This window comes from Okeania sp. SIO2C2 (assembly GCF_010692625.1).
In the GTDB taxonomy this organism is placed as follows: Bacteria; Cyanobacteriota; Cyanobacteriia; order Cyanobacteriales; family Microcoleaceae; genus Okeania; species Okeania hirsuta.
The window spans coordinates 1-16655 of record NZ_JAAHGM010000103.1 but is presented as its reverse complement, the minus strand read 5'-3'; the positions used below and the strand labels follow the sequence as shown (position 1 = coordinate 16655).

The 16655-nt window shown below is 35.5% G+C and carries 12 protein-coding genes and 1 pseudogene; 6 read left to right on the top strand and 7 right to left on the bottom strand.

Annotation, left to right across the window (positions count from 1 at the left end):
* Positions 1–231: 231 nt before the first annotated feature.
* A complete protein-coding gene (locus F6K18_RS34395) occupies positions 232–1374 on the top strand; it encodes a histidinol-phosphate transaminase (RefSeq protein ID WP_287527611.1) in 1143 nt (380 codons plus the stop codon).
* Positions 1375–2217: 843 nt separating this feature from the next.
* Here the strand turns inward: F6K18_RS34395 and F6K18_RS34390 are convergent.
* The 6 genes and pseudogenes from F6K18_RS34390 to F6K18_RS34365 all read right to left on the bottom strand — a co-directional run.
* Positions 2218–2352 carry a hypothetical protein gene (locus tag F6K18_RS34390; protein ID WP_287527608.1) on the bottom strand — a complete coding sequence of 45 codons (135 nt, stop codon included), beginning with the start codon at positions 2350–2352 and terminating at the stop codon, positions 2218–2220.
* Complete coding sequence (locus F6K18_RS34385; RefSeq protein ID WP_287527606.1) at positions 2353–3663, bottom strand: cyclic nucleotide-binding domain-containing protein; 1311 nt, start codon at positions 3661–3663, stop codon at positions 2353–2355.
* A gap of 590 nt (positions 3664–4253) precedes the next feature.
* A complete protein-coding gene (locus tag F6K18_RS34380) occupies positions 4254–4388 on the bottom strand; it encodes a hypothetical protein (protein ID WP_287527604.1) in 135 nt (44 codons plus the stop codon).
* Positions 4389–4835: 447 nt separating this feature from the next.
* Complete coding sequence (locus F6K18_RS34375; protein ID WP_287527602.1) at positions 4836–5408, bottom strand: pentapeptide repeat-containing protein; 573 nt, start codon at positions 5406–5408, stop codon at positions 4836–4838.
* A gap of 562 nt (positions 5409–5970) precedes the next feature.
* Positions 5971–7476: an S-layer homology domain-containing protein gene (locus tag F6K18_RS34370; RefSeq protein WP_287527601.1), complete on the bottom strand. Its 1506-nt coding sequence runs from the start codon at positions 7474–7476 to the stop codon at positions 5971–5973.
* Positions 7477–7726: 250 nt separating this feature from the next.
* Positions 7727–7858: pseudogene (locus tag F6K18_RS34365) on the bottom strand (IS1 family transposase); the annotation flags it as partial.
* Positions 7859–8075: 217 nt separating this feature from the next.
* On the opposite strand from F6K18_RS34365, the gene F6K18_RS34360 reads away from it, so the two are divergent.
* Positions 8076–8792, top strand: a complete 717-nt coding sequence (locus F6K18_RS34360) for a glycerophosphodiester phosphodiesterase (protein WP_287527599.1) — start codon at positions 8076–8078, stop codon at positions 8790–8792.
* Between the two features lie 464 nt (positions 8793–9256).
* On the opposite strand, the gene F6K18_RS34355 is transcribed toward F6K18_RS34360, so the two are convergent.
* Positions 9257–9382 (bottom strand): hypothetical protein, encoded by a 126-nt coding sequence (locus tag F6K18_RS34355; protein WP_287527598.1) that lies wholly within the window; start codon positions 9380–9382, stop codon positions 9257–9259.
* A gap of 425 nt (positions 9383–9807) precedes the next feature.
* On the opposite strand from F6K18_RS34355, the gene F6K18_RS34350 reads away from it, so the two are divergent.
* The 4 genes from F6K18_RS34350 (at position 9808) to F6K18_RS34335 (ending at position 16305) form a co-directional block, all read left to right on the top strand.
* A complete protein-coding gene (locus F6K18_RS34350; protein ID WP_287527597.1) occupies positions 9808–10665 on the top strand; it encodes a M20/M25/M40 family metallo-hydrolase in 858 nt (285 codons plus the stop codon).
* 484 nt (positions 10666–11149) lie between these two features.
* Entirely contained in the window at positions 11150–12409 is a 1260-nt protein-coding gene (locus F6K18_RS34345) for a caspase family protein (RefSeq protein WP_287527596.1), read from the top strand.
* An 851-nt stretch (positions 12410–13260) separates the two neighbouring features.
* Positions 13261–14319, top strand: coding sequence for a WG repeat-containing protein (locus tag F6K18_RS34340; protein WP_287527595.1), 1059 nt, complete (start codon positions 13261–13263; stop codon positions 14317–14319).
* 624 nt (positions 14320–14943) lie between these two features.
* Complete coding sequence (locus F6K18_RS34335; RefSeq protein WP_287527594.1) at positions 14944–16305, top strand: NAD(P)/FAD-dependent oxidoreductase; 1362 nt, start codon at positions 14944–14946, stop codon at positions 16303–16305.
* Positions 16306–16655 lie beyond the last annotated feature (350 nt).

Below are 16655 nucleotides of genomic sequence, written 5' to 3'. Positions count from 1 at the left end.
CTTTATGCTCAAAAAGTTAGTATTTTAGGCAAGACTTAGGCAGAAAAATCATTCTTACAATTGTTACTCCTACCTCCTCTAAATTCCTATTTCTCCTGTCTCCTGTCTTCCCCTCCTGGGAGGGGTGAGGGGTGGGTTGTCTCCTGTCTCCTACCCCTACTAAAAGACTTATTCAGCAAACCCTAATTAGGATGCAAAAATAACTCTAACAAAAATAACTCTAAAAAATTTATGTTACCTTTTATTCGTTCAGACCTTAGTAATCTTAAAGCTTATACACCTCATCCTGGTGGCAGTTCAGAAATTCCTTTAGATAGACTGGATACTAATGAATGTCCTTATGATTTACCAGATAATTTAAAACAAAAGTTAGCTGGAAATTATCGAGAATTAATTGAAACAAACCGTTATCCAGATGGCAGTCATTTCCAACTTAAAGAAGCTATAGCTGAATATGTGAATGAAGCAACTCCATCGGCTAATATTTCTGCCGATAATATTTCTGTTGGTAATGGCTCAGATGAGTTAATTCGTTCTATTTTAATTGCTACTTGTTTAGGTGGAGAAGGTTCTATTTTAACTGCTACTCCTACTTTTTCTATGTATTCTATTCTTGCCAAAACTCTTGGTATTTCCATAGTTAATGTTGGTAGAAATGAGGCAAATTTTGAAATAGATATTTCTGCAGCTCAGGATGCTATTAATCAAACAAACAATTCAACTGTAAAAGTGGTATTTGTTGTTAATCCAAACTCTCCTACAGCTAATGCTTTAACTGCTAAAGAATTAGAATGGTTACTTAGTTTGCCTGAAGAAATTATGGTAGTAATTGATGAAGCCTATTTTGAGTTTAGTCAGACTACTGTAGTTGAACAATTAAATAAACATCCTAATTGGGTGATTTTAAGAACATTTTCTAAAGCCTTTAAGTTAGCTTCTCTCAGGGTAGGATATGCGATCGCTCATCCAGAAGTTATTATTAATTTGGAAAAAGTTCGCCTTCCTTATAATTTACCAAGTTTTTCTCAAGCTGCTGCTAAATTAGTGCTTGTCCACAGACAAGATGTTCTATCTTTTATACCGGAAATTTTGACAGAAAGAACTAAGTTATTTGATAGTTTTAGGGAAATTTCAGCTCTACAAGTTTGGGAAAGTACGGCTAATTTCTTTTATGCCAGACTTACAGATAAAGGGTTGAGTTTATTAGGAGAAAATTTGTCTCAGGAAGAAGGTTTAAATAATTTGATGCAGCAACTTAAAAATCATGGGACTTTAATTCGTCATACAGGTGGTGGTTTAAGAATTACGGTAGGAACTCCTGAAGAAAATCAGCGTACAATTGAGAGAATTAAAGATATTTTCAACAAAAAGTAAAGTTCTTAATCTGAAAGCTTCTATTCCCTTCTCCCTCAAAGTTATTTAATTATACCAATTTGATAAGTGTTTGTTACAAATAGTATCAGTAAGAAAGAATTAAGAAGTAATAAACAGATCGGGGAACAAGGAAACACTATCGAAATAGGTGGCTTATAGGATTAGAGAAGTTCTTTTTAGGCATGATTTTTTCACCCTTGGTATTATACCATAAAAAAAAAGAATGTTACTAATAATTTGGGTGATTAAAAGGCTTTATATGGGATGTCTATTTGATAAAAAAGATAAGTTACGACCTAAAAAATGATAGCAAAACCATTTATTCTGTACCTCGCCAATCCGACGGTTCCCCTACCTGACTCCTGACTTCCCCTCCTGGGAGGGGGAGGGGCGAGGGGTAGGTTGACTCCTAAGAAATAGCCTACCTATTTGTAGCAAATATTTATCAAACTGGTATTATACCAATAAAAAAAAAGAATGTTATGAATAATAAGCACCAAGTAAAAGACTTTAGATTGGATGTCTATTTGATGAAAAAGATAAACTTTCGGGTAATAAATGAGATTCAAGCTATTTCTACTGACTACTAGCAACAGTCCTGCATATTTGTAGCAAACATTTATCAAAATTTATCAAATTGGTATAATTCTATTCACAATAAATAAAAAGAACAACAAAAGGCAGAAGGTAGGGTATTTTTTGATTGCACTACTTTATATTTTCTGTTTCCAGATTTTTAATAAAGTGTTCATTAGAGAATTTATTCCTCTTTCTGAAGAAGACCTGTTTTTCGTATTTTATGTTCCCTAACCTCATGCTTAAGACTTGTTCAACAGAACCTACTTATAAATTAAACAGATTTTTCAGACGATTTCTAACCCAAACCACAGGATTTTTATCATCTTCTTCTGCATCAACTAATCCCAATCTTCTAAGTTCATTTTGACGTTCAGATAATTCTTCTTGATGTTTACCCAATTATTGTACAATTATCTCTGCTAATTGTGGATTTTCATGTAATATTTTTTCAAAGCCTTTTTTATGAATGGCAAATAAAATTGTATCTTCAAGTGCCCTGATTGAAGCTGTACGAGGAATACCTAACATTAAAGCTAATTCTCCAAAAAAATTGCCAGCTTTTAGAGTAGTCAGATGTTTATTAATTTTTTCAACAAAGACCTCTACTGAACCTGAAAGAATAATATAAAAAGTATCACCAGGGTCTCCTTCATGGAATAAAATATTTAATGCTCTGAGACGTTTTCTATACCCTACTTCTATCAATTTTCGTAACTCAACATCAGTAAAATTTTTAAAATAACCAACTTCTAATAATAAATCCCGAGCTGATAGAGGTTTACTAGGTATAGACGGATGGTTTCTTAGTCCATGAAGAACAGTATTTTGAGATGATTCTAACTGTGGTGATTCTTGTGTATTATTCAGGTATATCTTAATATGCTCCCAAGGAATTAAAATACCCTGTTTATGTAAATTATTGTAGATAATAAACCGTAAAGAACTCATATAAATTGGTTGATTATAAATTTCCTTTACCCATACCCATAATTGAAACTTAAAGGCGTTATCTTGAAACCCCAGAAACAAAACTTTTGGAGGTGGTTCTCGTAATACTACAGGTTCCATATAAGCTGACATTAGTACCGTTTCTGTAACTAATACTGGGTCGCTATCATCAGATACAAAAATATCAAGTTCAATCCTACCTTTAAAACTATCGTAGCTTAAATTATGTATTTTTCCTTCTATTAAGACACCATTAGGAATAATTATATGACTACCCTTTAATGTTCTAATTCTAGTTGAACGCAAACCAATTTCTTCCACAAAACCTAAATCATTATCTAATTCAATAAAATCCCCTATTTTTATCGGTCTTTCTATCAGTACATTCAAACCACTAATAAAGTTTTTAGTAATATTCTGAAATCCTAAACCAATACCTACACCTAAACCCCCGGCTAAAACTGCTAATGAAGAGACATTAAAACCTTGTGTTTGTAAAATAATTATCACGCCTAGGATACTCACTCCATAGCTGAATATTGTAGATATTGCCTCTCGATTAGCTTCATCTATACCTAGTTTTACTAGAAATACTTTTTTGAGTAAATTTTTGAAGATTCTACCGAATAGAATAACTGTAATTAGATATAAACATAGTTTTAAAAGTAAACTTAAAGATATATAAGTATCCCCCACAAAAAGTAGGGGAGTCGTAAACATTTCAGCTAGTTGTAATAATAAAATTTGTACTTTTTGGAGCATAAAGTTTAAATATTAATTCTATAGCAATTAGATTTTGATTTTATGGAGAGATAATCTAAAATTTTCATATTAATGAAGTCAAATAACTAATATCATTTCCTCTTGAATACTTACACTTAGGAGGAAGAAAGGCAGAAGGTAGAAAGGAAAGAAAGGTTCCAAGGGAGAAGGTTTTTTGATCACTGATTATCCGGACATGATATAATCTGAAAAGCAAAACAAAGAAAGGGAAAACAAAATAAAGATTCTCCCTGATACATGAATGCTAATAAATTGACAAGAATTAATAACATAATTAAATTGTAAATTATGTAAATTTTTGCTCCTTATTTATTGCCAAAAATAGTATAAATTACTATCTAAAAAATCAGTATGTATATAGATATAGCAATCGAATCAAACACAATATTTTTTCTTCTTCCTTTTTCCCTCTTCCTTCTGCTATAAAACAATAAACAGTTATTAATTTGGGGTTGCACATTATGGAATGATATTGCCAAAAATTAGTTTAGACTTTGACTAAAAAAATCTAATATTAATCATTCTAGCAATTGATTAATCCACAATCCAATTCAATCAAAAATCTCAAATCATTCGTCGCTGTGCAACGCCATTAATTCCTTATGATTATAGCGATGATGAACCTTAGACAGAAAAATCTTTTTCCCCATATTGCCTCTGTTGGTGCGCATTCCCTTGCGTCTGCCACCGACGCGGGGTCGCATCGTTGTTTCCTGCTATATTAAATAATTAATAACTGTAAATTGTCTTAACATCAAGTCATTTCAGTTATCAGTTAGCCTCCTAAGGTGGGAACTGCGTTAACAGTACCTCTAGCTGTTTGCGCAGCATTCCGTAGGAAAGCCTGATGCTTGAAATATGGAATATTCTCTTTTCTCTTAGTCCATTGGATATGGCGCAGGAAACCTGCGCCATCCCACCCTTCGGGAAGCTCCGCTTTTTCCTACGGAATGCTTCCCTACGGGATGCTGCGCAAACGCAAACATGTCGCGCAGCGTTAACGGAGTTGTGCGCCAGCAAAACGACTGCTTTTTATCCTCTCAAAAGGGGAGGTTATTGACCAGAATTTTTCGGTCATTATGTTTCAAAATTGTAACTATAGTCGGCAGAATGAGTATGAAGAGTTAATCGGTTAGTTATGGATAAATTTCTCACTCATGTACCCTAGTATCAGGCATTATTGTGCCATGCAAATTTGTATGAGTTAGGTCTACATTCTTTAAATCAGCTTCAGTTAAGTCAGCTTGACTTAGAGATGCCTTATATAAATTGGCCTTGCGCAAAGATGCTTTTTTGAGATTTGCTCCACTTAATGAAGCCAAACGCAGGTCTGTCTCTCGTAACGAAGCGCCCTCTAAACAAGCCTCTCGCAAAGAAGCTTCCCGAAAATCTGCCTCACGAAAGTTAGCCCCACTTAAATTTGTTTTAGTTAAGTCTGCTCTGTAAAAGTCTGCTTCACGAAATTCTGCCGACCCTTTAACTTGAGCCTCACTTAGATCTGCATCTATCAATGAAGCACGATTCATTCTAACATCAGTTAAGTCTGCTCCTCTGAGGTTAGCTCCTCGTAGGTCTGCTTTTTCGAGAGAAGCTTTTTTTAAGCAAGCATTCCGTAAACATATTCTGTGTAAATTAGCTCTCTCTAGGTTAGCTTTCCGCAAATCTACTCCTGTGAAGTCAATTTTTCCATTATTGTAGCGTTCAATTAATTCTTTTGAATCCATCTTAATGTCCTCAATTACTTTAAAGAAAAATATTCACTTAATCAACTAATTAAGTCAACTAAATTACCTAATTATTATTTTTATTAGGTTGGCTACCTGTCCAGAGTCAAGTTTTTATTTACTGATAACTTATACCATGGGTTAAAAATAATTTTACAAATGCTGTAGGAAAGGAATCAGGAATAACCGAAGTTGAAATAAGTAAGAACAAAACCAATAATAATATATTTTCTCGCTCAATTAGATAAATAAGTTTTGAGAAAAACAGAGCAATTCTAATACCAAAATTATCTATATGTTTTTAGAGGCAACATTGATTACCCCTGGTATGATAAATGAATAGTAATATTATATCCCTTCAATAGCGTTCAGGAAAAACTTCCTTCTTCTTCCCTACTGACTCCTTATTTATAAGTATTCAACCGGACATGATATAACATTGCAGCCGATCTAAACTTTCTATTTAGCAACCCGGTCTCTAGGAGAAACCGGGTGTTTTAGACATTGATTATTTAGGGTAAATATTTAGAGAAAAACTGTTCATCAAAAAAGACAGCCGATTTTAATTTTTCGGAGTCACAATATATTCTGATGAAACCTGTTCTACCCTTCCTAATCTTACTAAAGCCTGATAAAACATCGCTGTAACTTCAGCACGAGTAGCAGGTTTATTTGGATTCAAAATTTTTACATCTGGATGATTTACTACCAATCCAGTTGCAGTAGCTGCTGCTACTTTTTCCTTAGCCCAATCAGGTATTTTTTCTTTGTCTTGATAAATACTTAAAACCTGATCAGGATTTGATGGAATTTCCAGATTTAAGCCACTAGCTAAAGCAACTAATACCTGTAATCTTGGTACTTCTTGTTCTGGACGAAAAATATTTCCTGGATACCCACTCAAAAAACCAGATTTAGTAGCTGTTTGAATTTCTTTTTGAGTCGGTGAATCTGCTGGTACATCCTTATAGTTAACAGCACTTTCTGTTAATTTTTCCTCAAATACTTTAGGAATTTGAGTAGCAAATTCGGCTCGCGTTACAGGTTTATCTGCCTCGAATTTATCGTTATCAACCTTAGCAATAATATCACGTTCTTTCAAAGGTTGAATGAAATTACTGGCCCAAAAATTATCTGGAACATCAGAAAATTTAATTTTGCCAATAGGAGATATTTCAGGAGATGGCGCTGCTGTACCGACTAACGGAATTTCAGAAGTTTCTGCTTTTGGAGAAGGAGAAGTTGCTGTTTCACTCGCCCCTGGTGACTCAGAAGTTTCTGCTTCTGGAGAAGGAGAAGTTGCCGTGGATGAGTCAGAAGTTTCTGCTTTTGGAGAAGGAGAAGTTGCTGTTTCACTCGCCCCTGGTGACTCAGAAGTTTCTGCTTCTGGAGAAGGAGAATCTGCCGTGGATGAGTCAGAAGTTTCTGCTTTTGGAGAAGGAGAATCTGCTGTTTTACTCACCCCTGGTGACTCAGAAGTTTCTGCTTCTGGAGAAGGAGAATCTGCCGTGGGTGACTCTGTTGTTAAACTAGGAATAGGAGGGGCCAGAGGCAAAGGTGCAGTTGCCATTGGAGATCCAGGTAAGATACTTCCAATACCTAATGTGGCCAAACCCTTTCCAACTTGTGGGACTTTTGGAGATTTGGCTAATTCTAGTGTTGTCTCAGCCTCAGTATTGGCTCGAGCCAAACCTTTAAAACTTGTCTCTAACTGCTCAAAAGTATTAGTAATAGGAGTCAGAGTAGCCAAACTTGTTTCTAACTCTTCAGAAGTAGAAAGTGCTTGACCAAAATTTGATTCTGGTTCGCCAGTCAGCGTATTAAGTTGTGGTGTGCCTAAGCTAAAAATTGACTCCTCTGTACTAACATCTGGACTATCAACTATTTCAGATTTAGGTAAAGAAAGAATAGGTTTGGAGAATAGATTAAACCCATCATTCCCTCTAGTCGTTGTCCAGAAAAATACACTGCCAAGAGTCGCTAAGGCTACAAATATTGCAATCCACTCATCACGTTCCACTGGCCTTGACCGTGAAGGTGGGTTCGGAGGTATATTTGTCATTGTCATAGCTATATAGTGACAGCTCTAGATTAGACTACCATTAGGGATAAAAGGAAGATTATCGCTGGGCTCTAAGTCAGAAATAGGGAGTCAGAAGTCAGAAGTTTTTTCTATAGACATCTCCAGAAAAGAGGAAACAGGGAACAGGGAACAGGGAACAGGGAGAAGTAATTGATAAGAATTGATTTTATTTTTGATTTTCACTCCTATGTCTTATGATAATTTTCGGTAATAAAATCTGGTAGTCCGAAAAAGGAAAGGATGAAGCTATAGGTGAGGAGGCATTGTAATGATTGATGAAATGCCAGATAGCCCCTATATGATTTTCCAGCTTTTTGGAAAAAGATAAAGTCTTCCTGACTAAACGTGAAATTCGTTGCCGTAAAGTACAGCTAAATTGAAGAAGGAGTCAGGAGACAGAAGACAGGAGTCAGAATAGAATTTTTCACCGAAAAATTGGGTCTTAAGCTAAGAATCATTTAGATTCTATATTCCCTGTTCCCTTTGACAAAAATTGGATATATGGTTTAAATGCAAAACAACTTATATTAATAATTTGCAAGTCCCTCAAGCTCAAAGTTTGAGTCTCAGAAATTTTAAATAAAATGACTACTAAACCATTAATTATTGCTCACCGGGGTGCATCTGGCTTGGTGAAATTTGAAAATACTTTAGCTTCTTTTGAAAAAGCTATTGAATTGGGTGTACCAATGGTGGAGTTTGATGTGAGAAAAACTCAGGATAATTTATTTGTTGCGTTTCACGATGAATCAATTGATGGGATGAAAATTAGTGATTTGAGTTATCAACAACTTTTGGATATTTCTCGGCAAAAAGGTTTTGATGTGCCATTGCTAAAAGATGTTTTGAAGTTGTGTCGGGGGAAAATTAAACTTGATATTGAATTGAAAGAAGTGGGATATGAATTGGAGATAGTTAATTTAGTCAAAAAATATTTAGATTATCCAGATTATGTGATTAAATCTTTTCTTGATGCTGCTATTATTGCGGTCAAAGAAGCAGATAATCAAATTACAACTGGGCTGTTATTAGGACTTAGTAAACCCAAAAATTTAATTGCTACTCGATTATCAGAAATCTTTCCTGAATTTCGTTTGTTTACAACTAAAGCTGATTTTGTTTCGCCTAATTATCAATTGATAAATTTTGGTTTTGTCTGGCGCATGAAACTGATTAATCAGAATATCTATGTTTGGACGATTAATGATGAAAAATTAATGGTTGAAGCTGTTAAACAAGGAGTATTTGCGTTAATTACAGATCAACCAGATTTAGCTTTGAAGTTATTTGATGGAAATTAGCATTCAGCTTTTTTGTTTTCCCCATCTTGGGTTGCTTTACTAGACTGTTTACTATTTTTATACTAATTCCTAAAAGTAATTCTATAGTTAGGTAACACTTCAGTTATTAAATAATTAACACAAACAGAATCACCTTTTTGCTAATTATTAGTAAGTTAATCTTAATTATTCTGATGTTTACTTTTCTGTACGGGCGTTAACGATAGTTATGCGCAAGCAAACGGCCGTTTGCTGACGCATAGCTCCGCTAACACCCCTACTTCCCTGCTCCCCGGCTCAATAAAATGTAGAAAAGTTTTTGAGAAATGGTATAATACCAAGGGTGAAAAAAGAATGTGTTCAAATAATAAGTGCGATCAAAAGATTTTGCAGGAAATGTTCCTTTGACAAAAAAGAGAATTTACGACCGTTCAAACTGGTATTCAAGCAATTCCCGTGTGACTCTGTCCGACTGAGTTACCCTCCTAGCTCCCCTCCTGGGAGGGGCGGGGGTGGGTTGGGGAGGGGCGAGGGGTGGGTTTACTCCTAATAAATAGCCTAGCTATTTGTAGCAAACATTTATCATGGTTGGTATTAGTTTGGTTGTACAAAAATGAAGAAGGAAGAAGGCGTTTAGTTATCTAGCAGATCAGGAGCAAGGAAGAAGGAAGAAGGAAGAAGGCGTTTAGTTATCTAGCAGATCAGGAGGAAAGAAAAATCTGGCGTTGTCTGAGTTTTAAGCTTTTGATATGTCAAATACAGTAATGACGACTGCTATAAATAGGTAGGAAGAATTATTTTTATATCCACTACTCAAGTACACAAGTATATTTTTGATTCCCTACTCCCTAAATTAATTTTGAACGGGTACTCATACCATGTCCGGATGATTAAGTATAATAAAAATGTTCTCAATAAGCGATCTTGAAGAAATATCCCAAATTTTTGGTTCGTTTCCAGTGTTCGATTTTGAATTTACACCTATGACCTACCACCTAAAAACTTTATGATCGTGTGATTAAACGGACATGATATTATGAAATTTAATTTACAAGCAAGATTACAAAATCATCTGAATGAAATAGTACGCGATCGCGACCCATATCTAGCATCAGGAGGGCATTTTTATGTCAGACAATATATTGCTCGGCAGTTGTCACAGTGGGGAAATGTAGAAATTGATAAATTTCAGATAACAGGTAAAACTCATCAAAATTTAGTATTAAATTTACCCTCTATTAATAACAGTAAAAAACAGAACTTAGCACCAATATTAATTGGCGCTCATTATGATGCAGTGCCAGGTACACCAGGAGCAGATGATAACGCAACTGGTGTAGCAGTTTTACTAGAATTAGCTAGAGAATTTTCATCTCAACCATTGAAATATCCAGTTAGTTTAGTTGCTTTTGATATGGAAGAATATGGATTTTTAGGAAGTCGGCATTATGCCGAAAAACTCCAACAAAAACAACAGCAACTTAGACTAATGATATCCCTAGAAATGCTCGGTTATTGTGACTCTACTCCTGGTTCCCAAAGTTATCCTAAAGGGTTAAAATATTTTTATCCAAATCAGGGTAATTTTATTGCATTAATTGGTGATTTATTCACCATTATTGATATGTTCTGGATGAGTAGAAAATTTAATAAAATAGGAACTAATTGTCAGTTTTTGCCAGTACCAAATCGAGGTTTAATTGTGCCTGATACTCGTCGCAGCGACCATACTCCATTTTGGGATAGAGGATATAACGCTATAATGATTACTGATACTGCCAATATGCGAAACCCGAATTATCATCAACAAAGTGATACTCTTGAAACTTTAGACTTAAACTTTCTCACAGGAGTTTGTCAGGGGTTAATTGTTGCTCTTAGAAATATTCTGTGAACAATAAAGGTAAGCATTCAGCTATTAGCATTTCCTGCGGAATGCTACGCAAACATATTTTGAACCTAATAACTTAATAAAGTTAGCTAATAACCTTTTTATTTCCTGCGGAATGCTACGCAAACATAAGTTTTAATTCTCTTTGGATACTAATTGATCCTTCGGTTTCATTAATTGATAATAGATAATTACCTCTGGTTAAAACCGTTATGGAATTGAATATCAGGAAATATTATTTATTCTCTTGGTTGATTGGATATGGCGAGGTTTCCTCGCCATCCGGAGACCGCTTTTTTCCTCTTAAAAGGGGAGGCAATAAAGCCGAATGAATTAATTATCAATTATCAATTGTTAATTATCCATTGTAATAGTAATTTCATAACTCATAGCTGATAGCTGATAGCTGACGGCTGTTTGCACAGCATTCCGTAGGAAATGCTTACAAATAAAGTAGGAAAAAATCTAGACTGAGATATTATAAATTATGCAAAAAAAATCCACAATAAAAAAACTGATTTTAGGATTAATATTTCTAGCAGTTGGAAGCATGCAGCAAGTAGTAGTAGCAGATAATAATTCCACAAAAACCAGCAAACAAAAAACTCATAATTGTCAAACTAATCGACAACAACCAAAATTTTTAGTATTTGGAGGAGGTGGTACTCCAGCGCAAAATGAAATTGCCATTGAAAAAAATGTACTTTACTTTCAACGAACCCTAGAAAAAATCGGATATAACCCATTAACAGCAACAACATTTTTTGCGAATGGTAATGATGGGCAAGCCACAATTCGCTACATTGATGCATTAGGAAAACAACGATTTAAAGTACCAGAAATTCCTAATATTCAGGGCCAAGCAACATTAAAAAATCTCCTTAATTGGTTTCAAAAAGCTGCCAGAGAAACATCTAGTCGCCCTATATTTTTTTACTTTACAGGTCATGGTATAAAAAACCAAAATAATGATAATAATAATGCTCTAATGCTTTGGGAATACCGACCTATAACAGTTAAAAAATTATCACAAACTCTAGATAAATTACCCCACAATACTCCAGTAGTAACAATGATGGCTCAATGTTTTTCCGGCTCATTTGCTAATATTATTTATCAAGGTGGCGACCCCAATAGATCTATAGCACTTCAGAACCGTTGTGGTTTTTTTGCTACTATCAAAACCTTACCTTCAGTGGGCTGCACTCCAGAAGTAAACGAAGCAGATTATAAAGATTATAGTTCCAGTTTTTTTGCAGGATTAAGTGGTTATAGTCGTACTGGAAAAAGAGTAGCTTCAGCAGATTATAATCAAGACGGAAAAATTAGTTATATCGAAGCTCATAGCTTTGCAAAAGTAGACGAAAAAACAATTGATTTACCAGTTTCAACTTTAGAAGTATGGTTACAAAATCAGGCAAGTAAAACCGATATGAAATTAATTTGGGAACAACCAATTATTAATCTTTTATCCAAAGCACGACCAGAGCAACAATATGTAGTTAAATCAATAGTCAAAATGTTGAATTTAGACCTGCCAAAATCTTACATAGAAAATGGTGGAGGAAGCATCACCGAACAAGAAATTAATAATCAAATAGAACGAGCATATTTTCTCCGTTTAGGAATGGAATTAATTAATATTGGTGTAGAAGAAAAAATTATCAAAGCTTCAGATCAAAAAGCGATCGCTATTCTTGAGCGTCTACTCAAATGCGAAGCAGGTATTCCGGGAAGAGGGGAGTAGGGGAGTGGGGGAGTGAGGGAGTAGGGGAGTGGGAGTAGGGGAGAAGTAAACATAAGAGTAATTAACATTAACTTTGCTAAAATTAGCAAAAACATTATTATACCTGTGCTAATTACTTAATAACTGAACTGTTGCCTAAATATAGCATTAATGCATGGGAATTGGTATAATACAAGTGGCTGTTAAATAATGCTAAACTTTCCTCAAATAGTTAATTATTCTCTCCTAATAAAAATCTCCACAAATTAACATAAATCCTTTTGAGCAAGCTTTTTAGAGACATTGTATGGAAAGTCCTGACCTCAGAGATGTCTAATAGACTTAGGTGTGAAAGAGATATAGATTTTTTCTAGGAGTAAGCAACAGACAACAGGTAACAGGCAAAAGGTAACAAGTAAGATATTTTTACAAAAAAAGGCACGAAAAAGGATTTTTTAGGGCGCGTTTTTCTTTCCTTAACCGCTCTAATTAGGGCTTTCTGATTAAATATAAAAGCATTGACATATACAGAGTAAAGCCTTTTTGGAGCCTTTAAAAAGTGCAAATTTTTCAGCTCTTTATGCTCAAAAAGGAGCGTATTTTAGGCGCATAGTTGGGCAGAAAAATCATTCTTACAAAACTTAGCTCCTACCTCCTATAAATTCCAATTTCTCCTGTCTCCTGTCTCCTGTCTCCTGTCTCCTACCCCTACCACTCATACTTTTTCAGCAAACCCTAATTCAAAGGTTTATTTATTTTCCGGAGATGTCTAATAGATATGAGACATGGTATAAATAACCAAAACCTAAGAATATTGAATCTAGTTATACAAGTTAAAGAATTAACTAGAAATTGGAGGAAAATTGTACAAAATGAAACGCTCTCTATATTTATTTATAAGTCTAGCTCTTTTAGGGTTAACATCCTGTAGCGCTGTCAAAGAAATTCAGGAATTAATTGACCCACCCCCACCACCAACTCCCACAGCATCACCTGTCAAAAAAAAAGAACAAAGAAAATTATTTCCGATTCAGCAAAACGGAAAATATGGGTTTATTAACAAGATGGGTAAAATAGTTATCTCCCCAAGATTCGAGCGGGTAAAAAACTTTTCAGAAGGATTAGCAGCTGTCAAAATCGCAGAAAGGTGGGGATATATTAATGAAAAAGGAGAAATAGCGATCAAGCCAGAATTTGATTCTGTTGTACGTTTTTCTCAATCTTTAGCGGCAGTCAAAAAAATTGGTCAGAGATGGGGTTACATTAACAAAAGTGGAGAAATGGTAATTCAACCCCAGTTTGAAGAGGCGGTCTATTTTTCAGAAGGTCTGGCACGAGTTACAATTGATGGTAAGTGGGGTTATATCGATAAAACTGGCAAAATAGTGATTCAGCCAGAATATAGAGGACAAACGGGACGCGGGTTCTTTGTTGATGGATTAGCTGCAGTGAGAATTGGCAGTGCTTATGAATATGGGTATATCGATCTGACTGGAAAAGTGATAATTGAGGCAAAATATGATTTTGCTGGAGATTTTATCAATGGTTTAGCGAGGGTCAAAATTGGGGATAGGTGGGGGTATATTGATAAAACTGGTAGAGAGGTTATTAGACCACAGTTTGTTTTTAATCAAGAATTCTCCGAAGGGTTAGCAGCAGTAAAAATTGATGACAAGTATGGTTATATAGATATTTCTGGCAACAGAGTAATTCAACCGCAATATGATTTTGCTGGCAACTTTTCAGAAGGTTTGGCAGAAGTCAGAATTGATGACAAGTATGGTTATATTAATGCTTTTAATGAGATGATTATTGAGCCAGAGTTTGATAATGCTTTTGGGTTCTCCAATGGTATTGCAGAGGTGTGGGTAGACGGAAAAAAAGGTTATATAGATAAAATTGGCAGATTTGTCTGGAATTTAACTAAATAAGTGAGTCAGTCCAAAGAAGAGTAACCTACAGAGGGTCATTTGACTGAATTTGGTTACTCTTTTTTAGAGACTGTTTGTCAACAAAAGATTAAGTAGGGTGTGTGACGGCATCCTTACCATTTCTGGAATAATGGTCGATTTTACACCTCACGCACCGCGTGTTGTGGGATAGTGCGTTACGCTTTCGGTGCGGAATGCTCCACAAACGCTAACACATCCTACTGGACCGACTTAAAACCCAGACAACGTAAGATTTTCCTTCTTCCTTCTTCCTTCTTCCTTCTGCTATACATCTAACTTGCAAGTAATAAATATATTATCTCTTTAATTAGCAGTAGTTTTAAATATTTACCTTTGCAAAAACTATGTTTTTTTTAATATAATTATTTGAATTGATTATCAATTTTGGATTGTTTTGTGTTTAAAATTATATCGAAAAAGCATATTTTTGTCAATAACGAAATGAGCTTTTTTTGAAAGTAAGCAAAAGTAACTCTTGATACTAAAACCCTTTTAAAAGTTGTGATATTTTGAAAATAAGGTTGCAATATAACGACCATTAAAAGGCTAAAAAAAGTCACTATTATTAAATAGTAATTACTCAGTTGAAAGAGGGAAATAACTATGAGTCTAAACCAGGAAAAACATCAATCTCCTCATCATGTTGTCATCGTTGGAGGTGGATTTGCAGGGTTAGAAGCTGCCAAGCAGTTAGGAAAAGCACCTGTTAAAGTAACCTTGGTTGACAAAAGAAATTTCCATTTATTTCAACCATTACTTTATCAGGTAGCTACAGGTAGTCTTTCTCCCGGAGATATTGCTTCTCCTCTTCGCGGTGTAGTTGCAGAACAGAAAAATACCCATGTTTTGATGGGTGAAGTTGTGGATGTCAATCCCGAACAGAAAAAACTCATTTTGAGCGATCGAGAACTAGATTACGATACATTAGTTATGGCAACTGGTGTTAGCCATAATTATTTCGGAAATGATTGGTCAGAAAAAGCTCCTGGACTAAAAACAGTAGAAGATGCACTAGAAATGCGTCGTAGAGTATTCGCCTCCTTTGAAGCTGCAGAAAAAGAATCAGATCCAGAAAAACGAAAAGCACTGTTAACCTTTGCAATAGTTGGCGCTGGTCCAACAGGGGTAGAATTAGCAGGTGCTTTAGCAGAGTTAGCGCACACTAAATTAAAAGAAGAATATCGCTCTGTTAATACTAGGGAAGCTCAAATTTACTTAATCCAAAGCGGAGAAAGAGTTTTACCTTCTTTCAAAACTGCTTTGTCAGCCAAAGCACAACTAGAACTGGAGAAGTTGGGAGTCACAGTGTTGACTAAAACACGAGTGACCAATATAGAAAACGATATCGTCACCATTCGTTCTGGAGAAACAACCCAAGAAATTCCTGCTCACACAATATTATGGGGAGCAGGAGTTAAAGCATCAGCAGTTTCTCAAGCAATATCTAATCGCACAGGAGCAGAATTAGACCGCGCAGGTCGTGTTTTTGTCAATGAAGATTTGACAGTACCTGGTTATCCTGACATCTTTGTCATTGGAGACTTAGCTAACTTCTCTCATCAGGGAGACTCTCCAGTACCTGGAGTTGCACCAGCAGCAATGCAGGAAGGATTTTATGTAGCGAAACTGATTCAAAAACGGTTGAAAAATCAGACCTTACGGCCATTCCACTATATTGACTACGGTAGTTTAGCAGTTATTGGTCGTCACCAAGCAGTTGTACAGTATAAAGCAATTCGTTTCTCCGGTCCCCTAGCTTGGTTTGCCTGGTTATTTATTCACATCTACTATATGATTGAGTTTGATAACCAACTCATTGTCATGATTCAGTGGGCCTGGAGCTACTTTACTGGTCAAGGTGGCGCTCGTCTAATCACTGAAAAAGCGACCAAAGCACCTACCTATGAAGAATGCCAGGCTCGCTATACTCCTCTAGTGACAAGTGAATCATCTGGTGAAGCTTAATTTAATCAGGTTATCGGGAACAGGGAACAGGGAACAGTTGGAAAAACATTTCCTAATACAGCAGTTTTCCTGCACGGTAGACCACAGTAGGGACGTTCCATGGAAAGTCCCTACAAGGTTTGATGTGTGAAGACGTGATTTATCAATTTAATTCGGTCAGGACTTGCGCAAAGGCACTACATAAGGGGTCTTGGTGCGTTACGCTAGCGCTAACACACCCTACTGGACTGTTTCATCTAAAATGGTGCAATAGAATAGTCAGCTAAAAGTGACTATTGGACTCACAAGCGATCGTTAAAAACAGACAACCAAAAACAGGCGATCGTTAAAAACAGACAACCAAAAACAGG

Bases quoted from the DNA above. Each gene is read 5' to 3' on its own strand.
- F6K18_RS34350 (WP_287527597.1), top strand. From the start codon at position 9,808: ATGAAATTTAATTTACAAGCAAGATTACAAAATCATCTGAATGAAATA.
- F6K18_RS34385 (WP_287527606.1), bottom strand. From the start codon at position 3,663: ATGCTCCAAAAAGTACAAATTTTATTATTACAACTAGCTGAAATGTTT.
- F6K18_RS34335 (WP_287527594.1), top strand. From the start codon at position 14,944: ATGAGTCTAAACCAGGAAAAACATCAATCTCCTCATCATGTTGTCATC.
- F6K18_RS34340 (WP_287527595.1), top strand. From the start codon at position 13,261: ATGAAACGCTCTCTATATTTATTTATAAGTCTAGCTCTTTTAGGGTTA.
- F6K18_RS34345 (WP_287527596.1), top strand. From the start codon at position 11,150: ATGCAAAAAAAATCCACAATAAAAAAACTGATTTTAGGATTAATATTT.
- F6K18_RS34360 (WP_287527599.1), top strand. From the start codon at position 8,076: ATGACTACTAAACCATTAATTATTGCTCACCGGGGTGCATCTGGCTTG.
- F6K18_RS34395 (WP_287527611.1), top strand. From the start codon at position 232: ATGTTACCTTTTATTCGTTCAGACCTTAGTAATCTTAAAGCTTATACA.
- F6K18_RS34375 (WP_287527602.1), bottom strand. From the start codon at position 5,408: ATGGATTCAAAAGAATTAATTGAACGCTACAATAATGGAAAAATTGAC.
- F6K18_RS34380 (WP_287527604.1), bottom strand. From the start codon at position 4,388: ATGCGACCCCGCGTCGGTGGCAGACGCAAGGGAATGCGCACCAACAGA.
- F6K18_RS34370 (WP_287527601.1), bottom strand. From the start codon at position 7,476: ATGACAATGACAAATATACCTCCGAACCCACCTTCACGGTCAAGGCCA.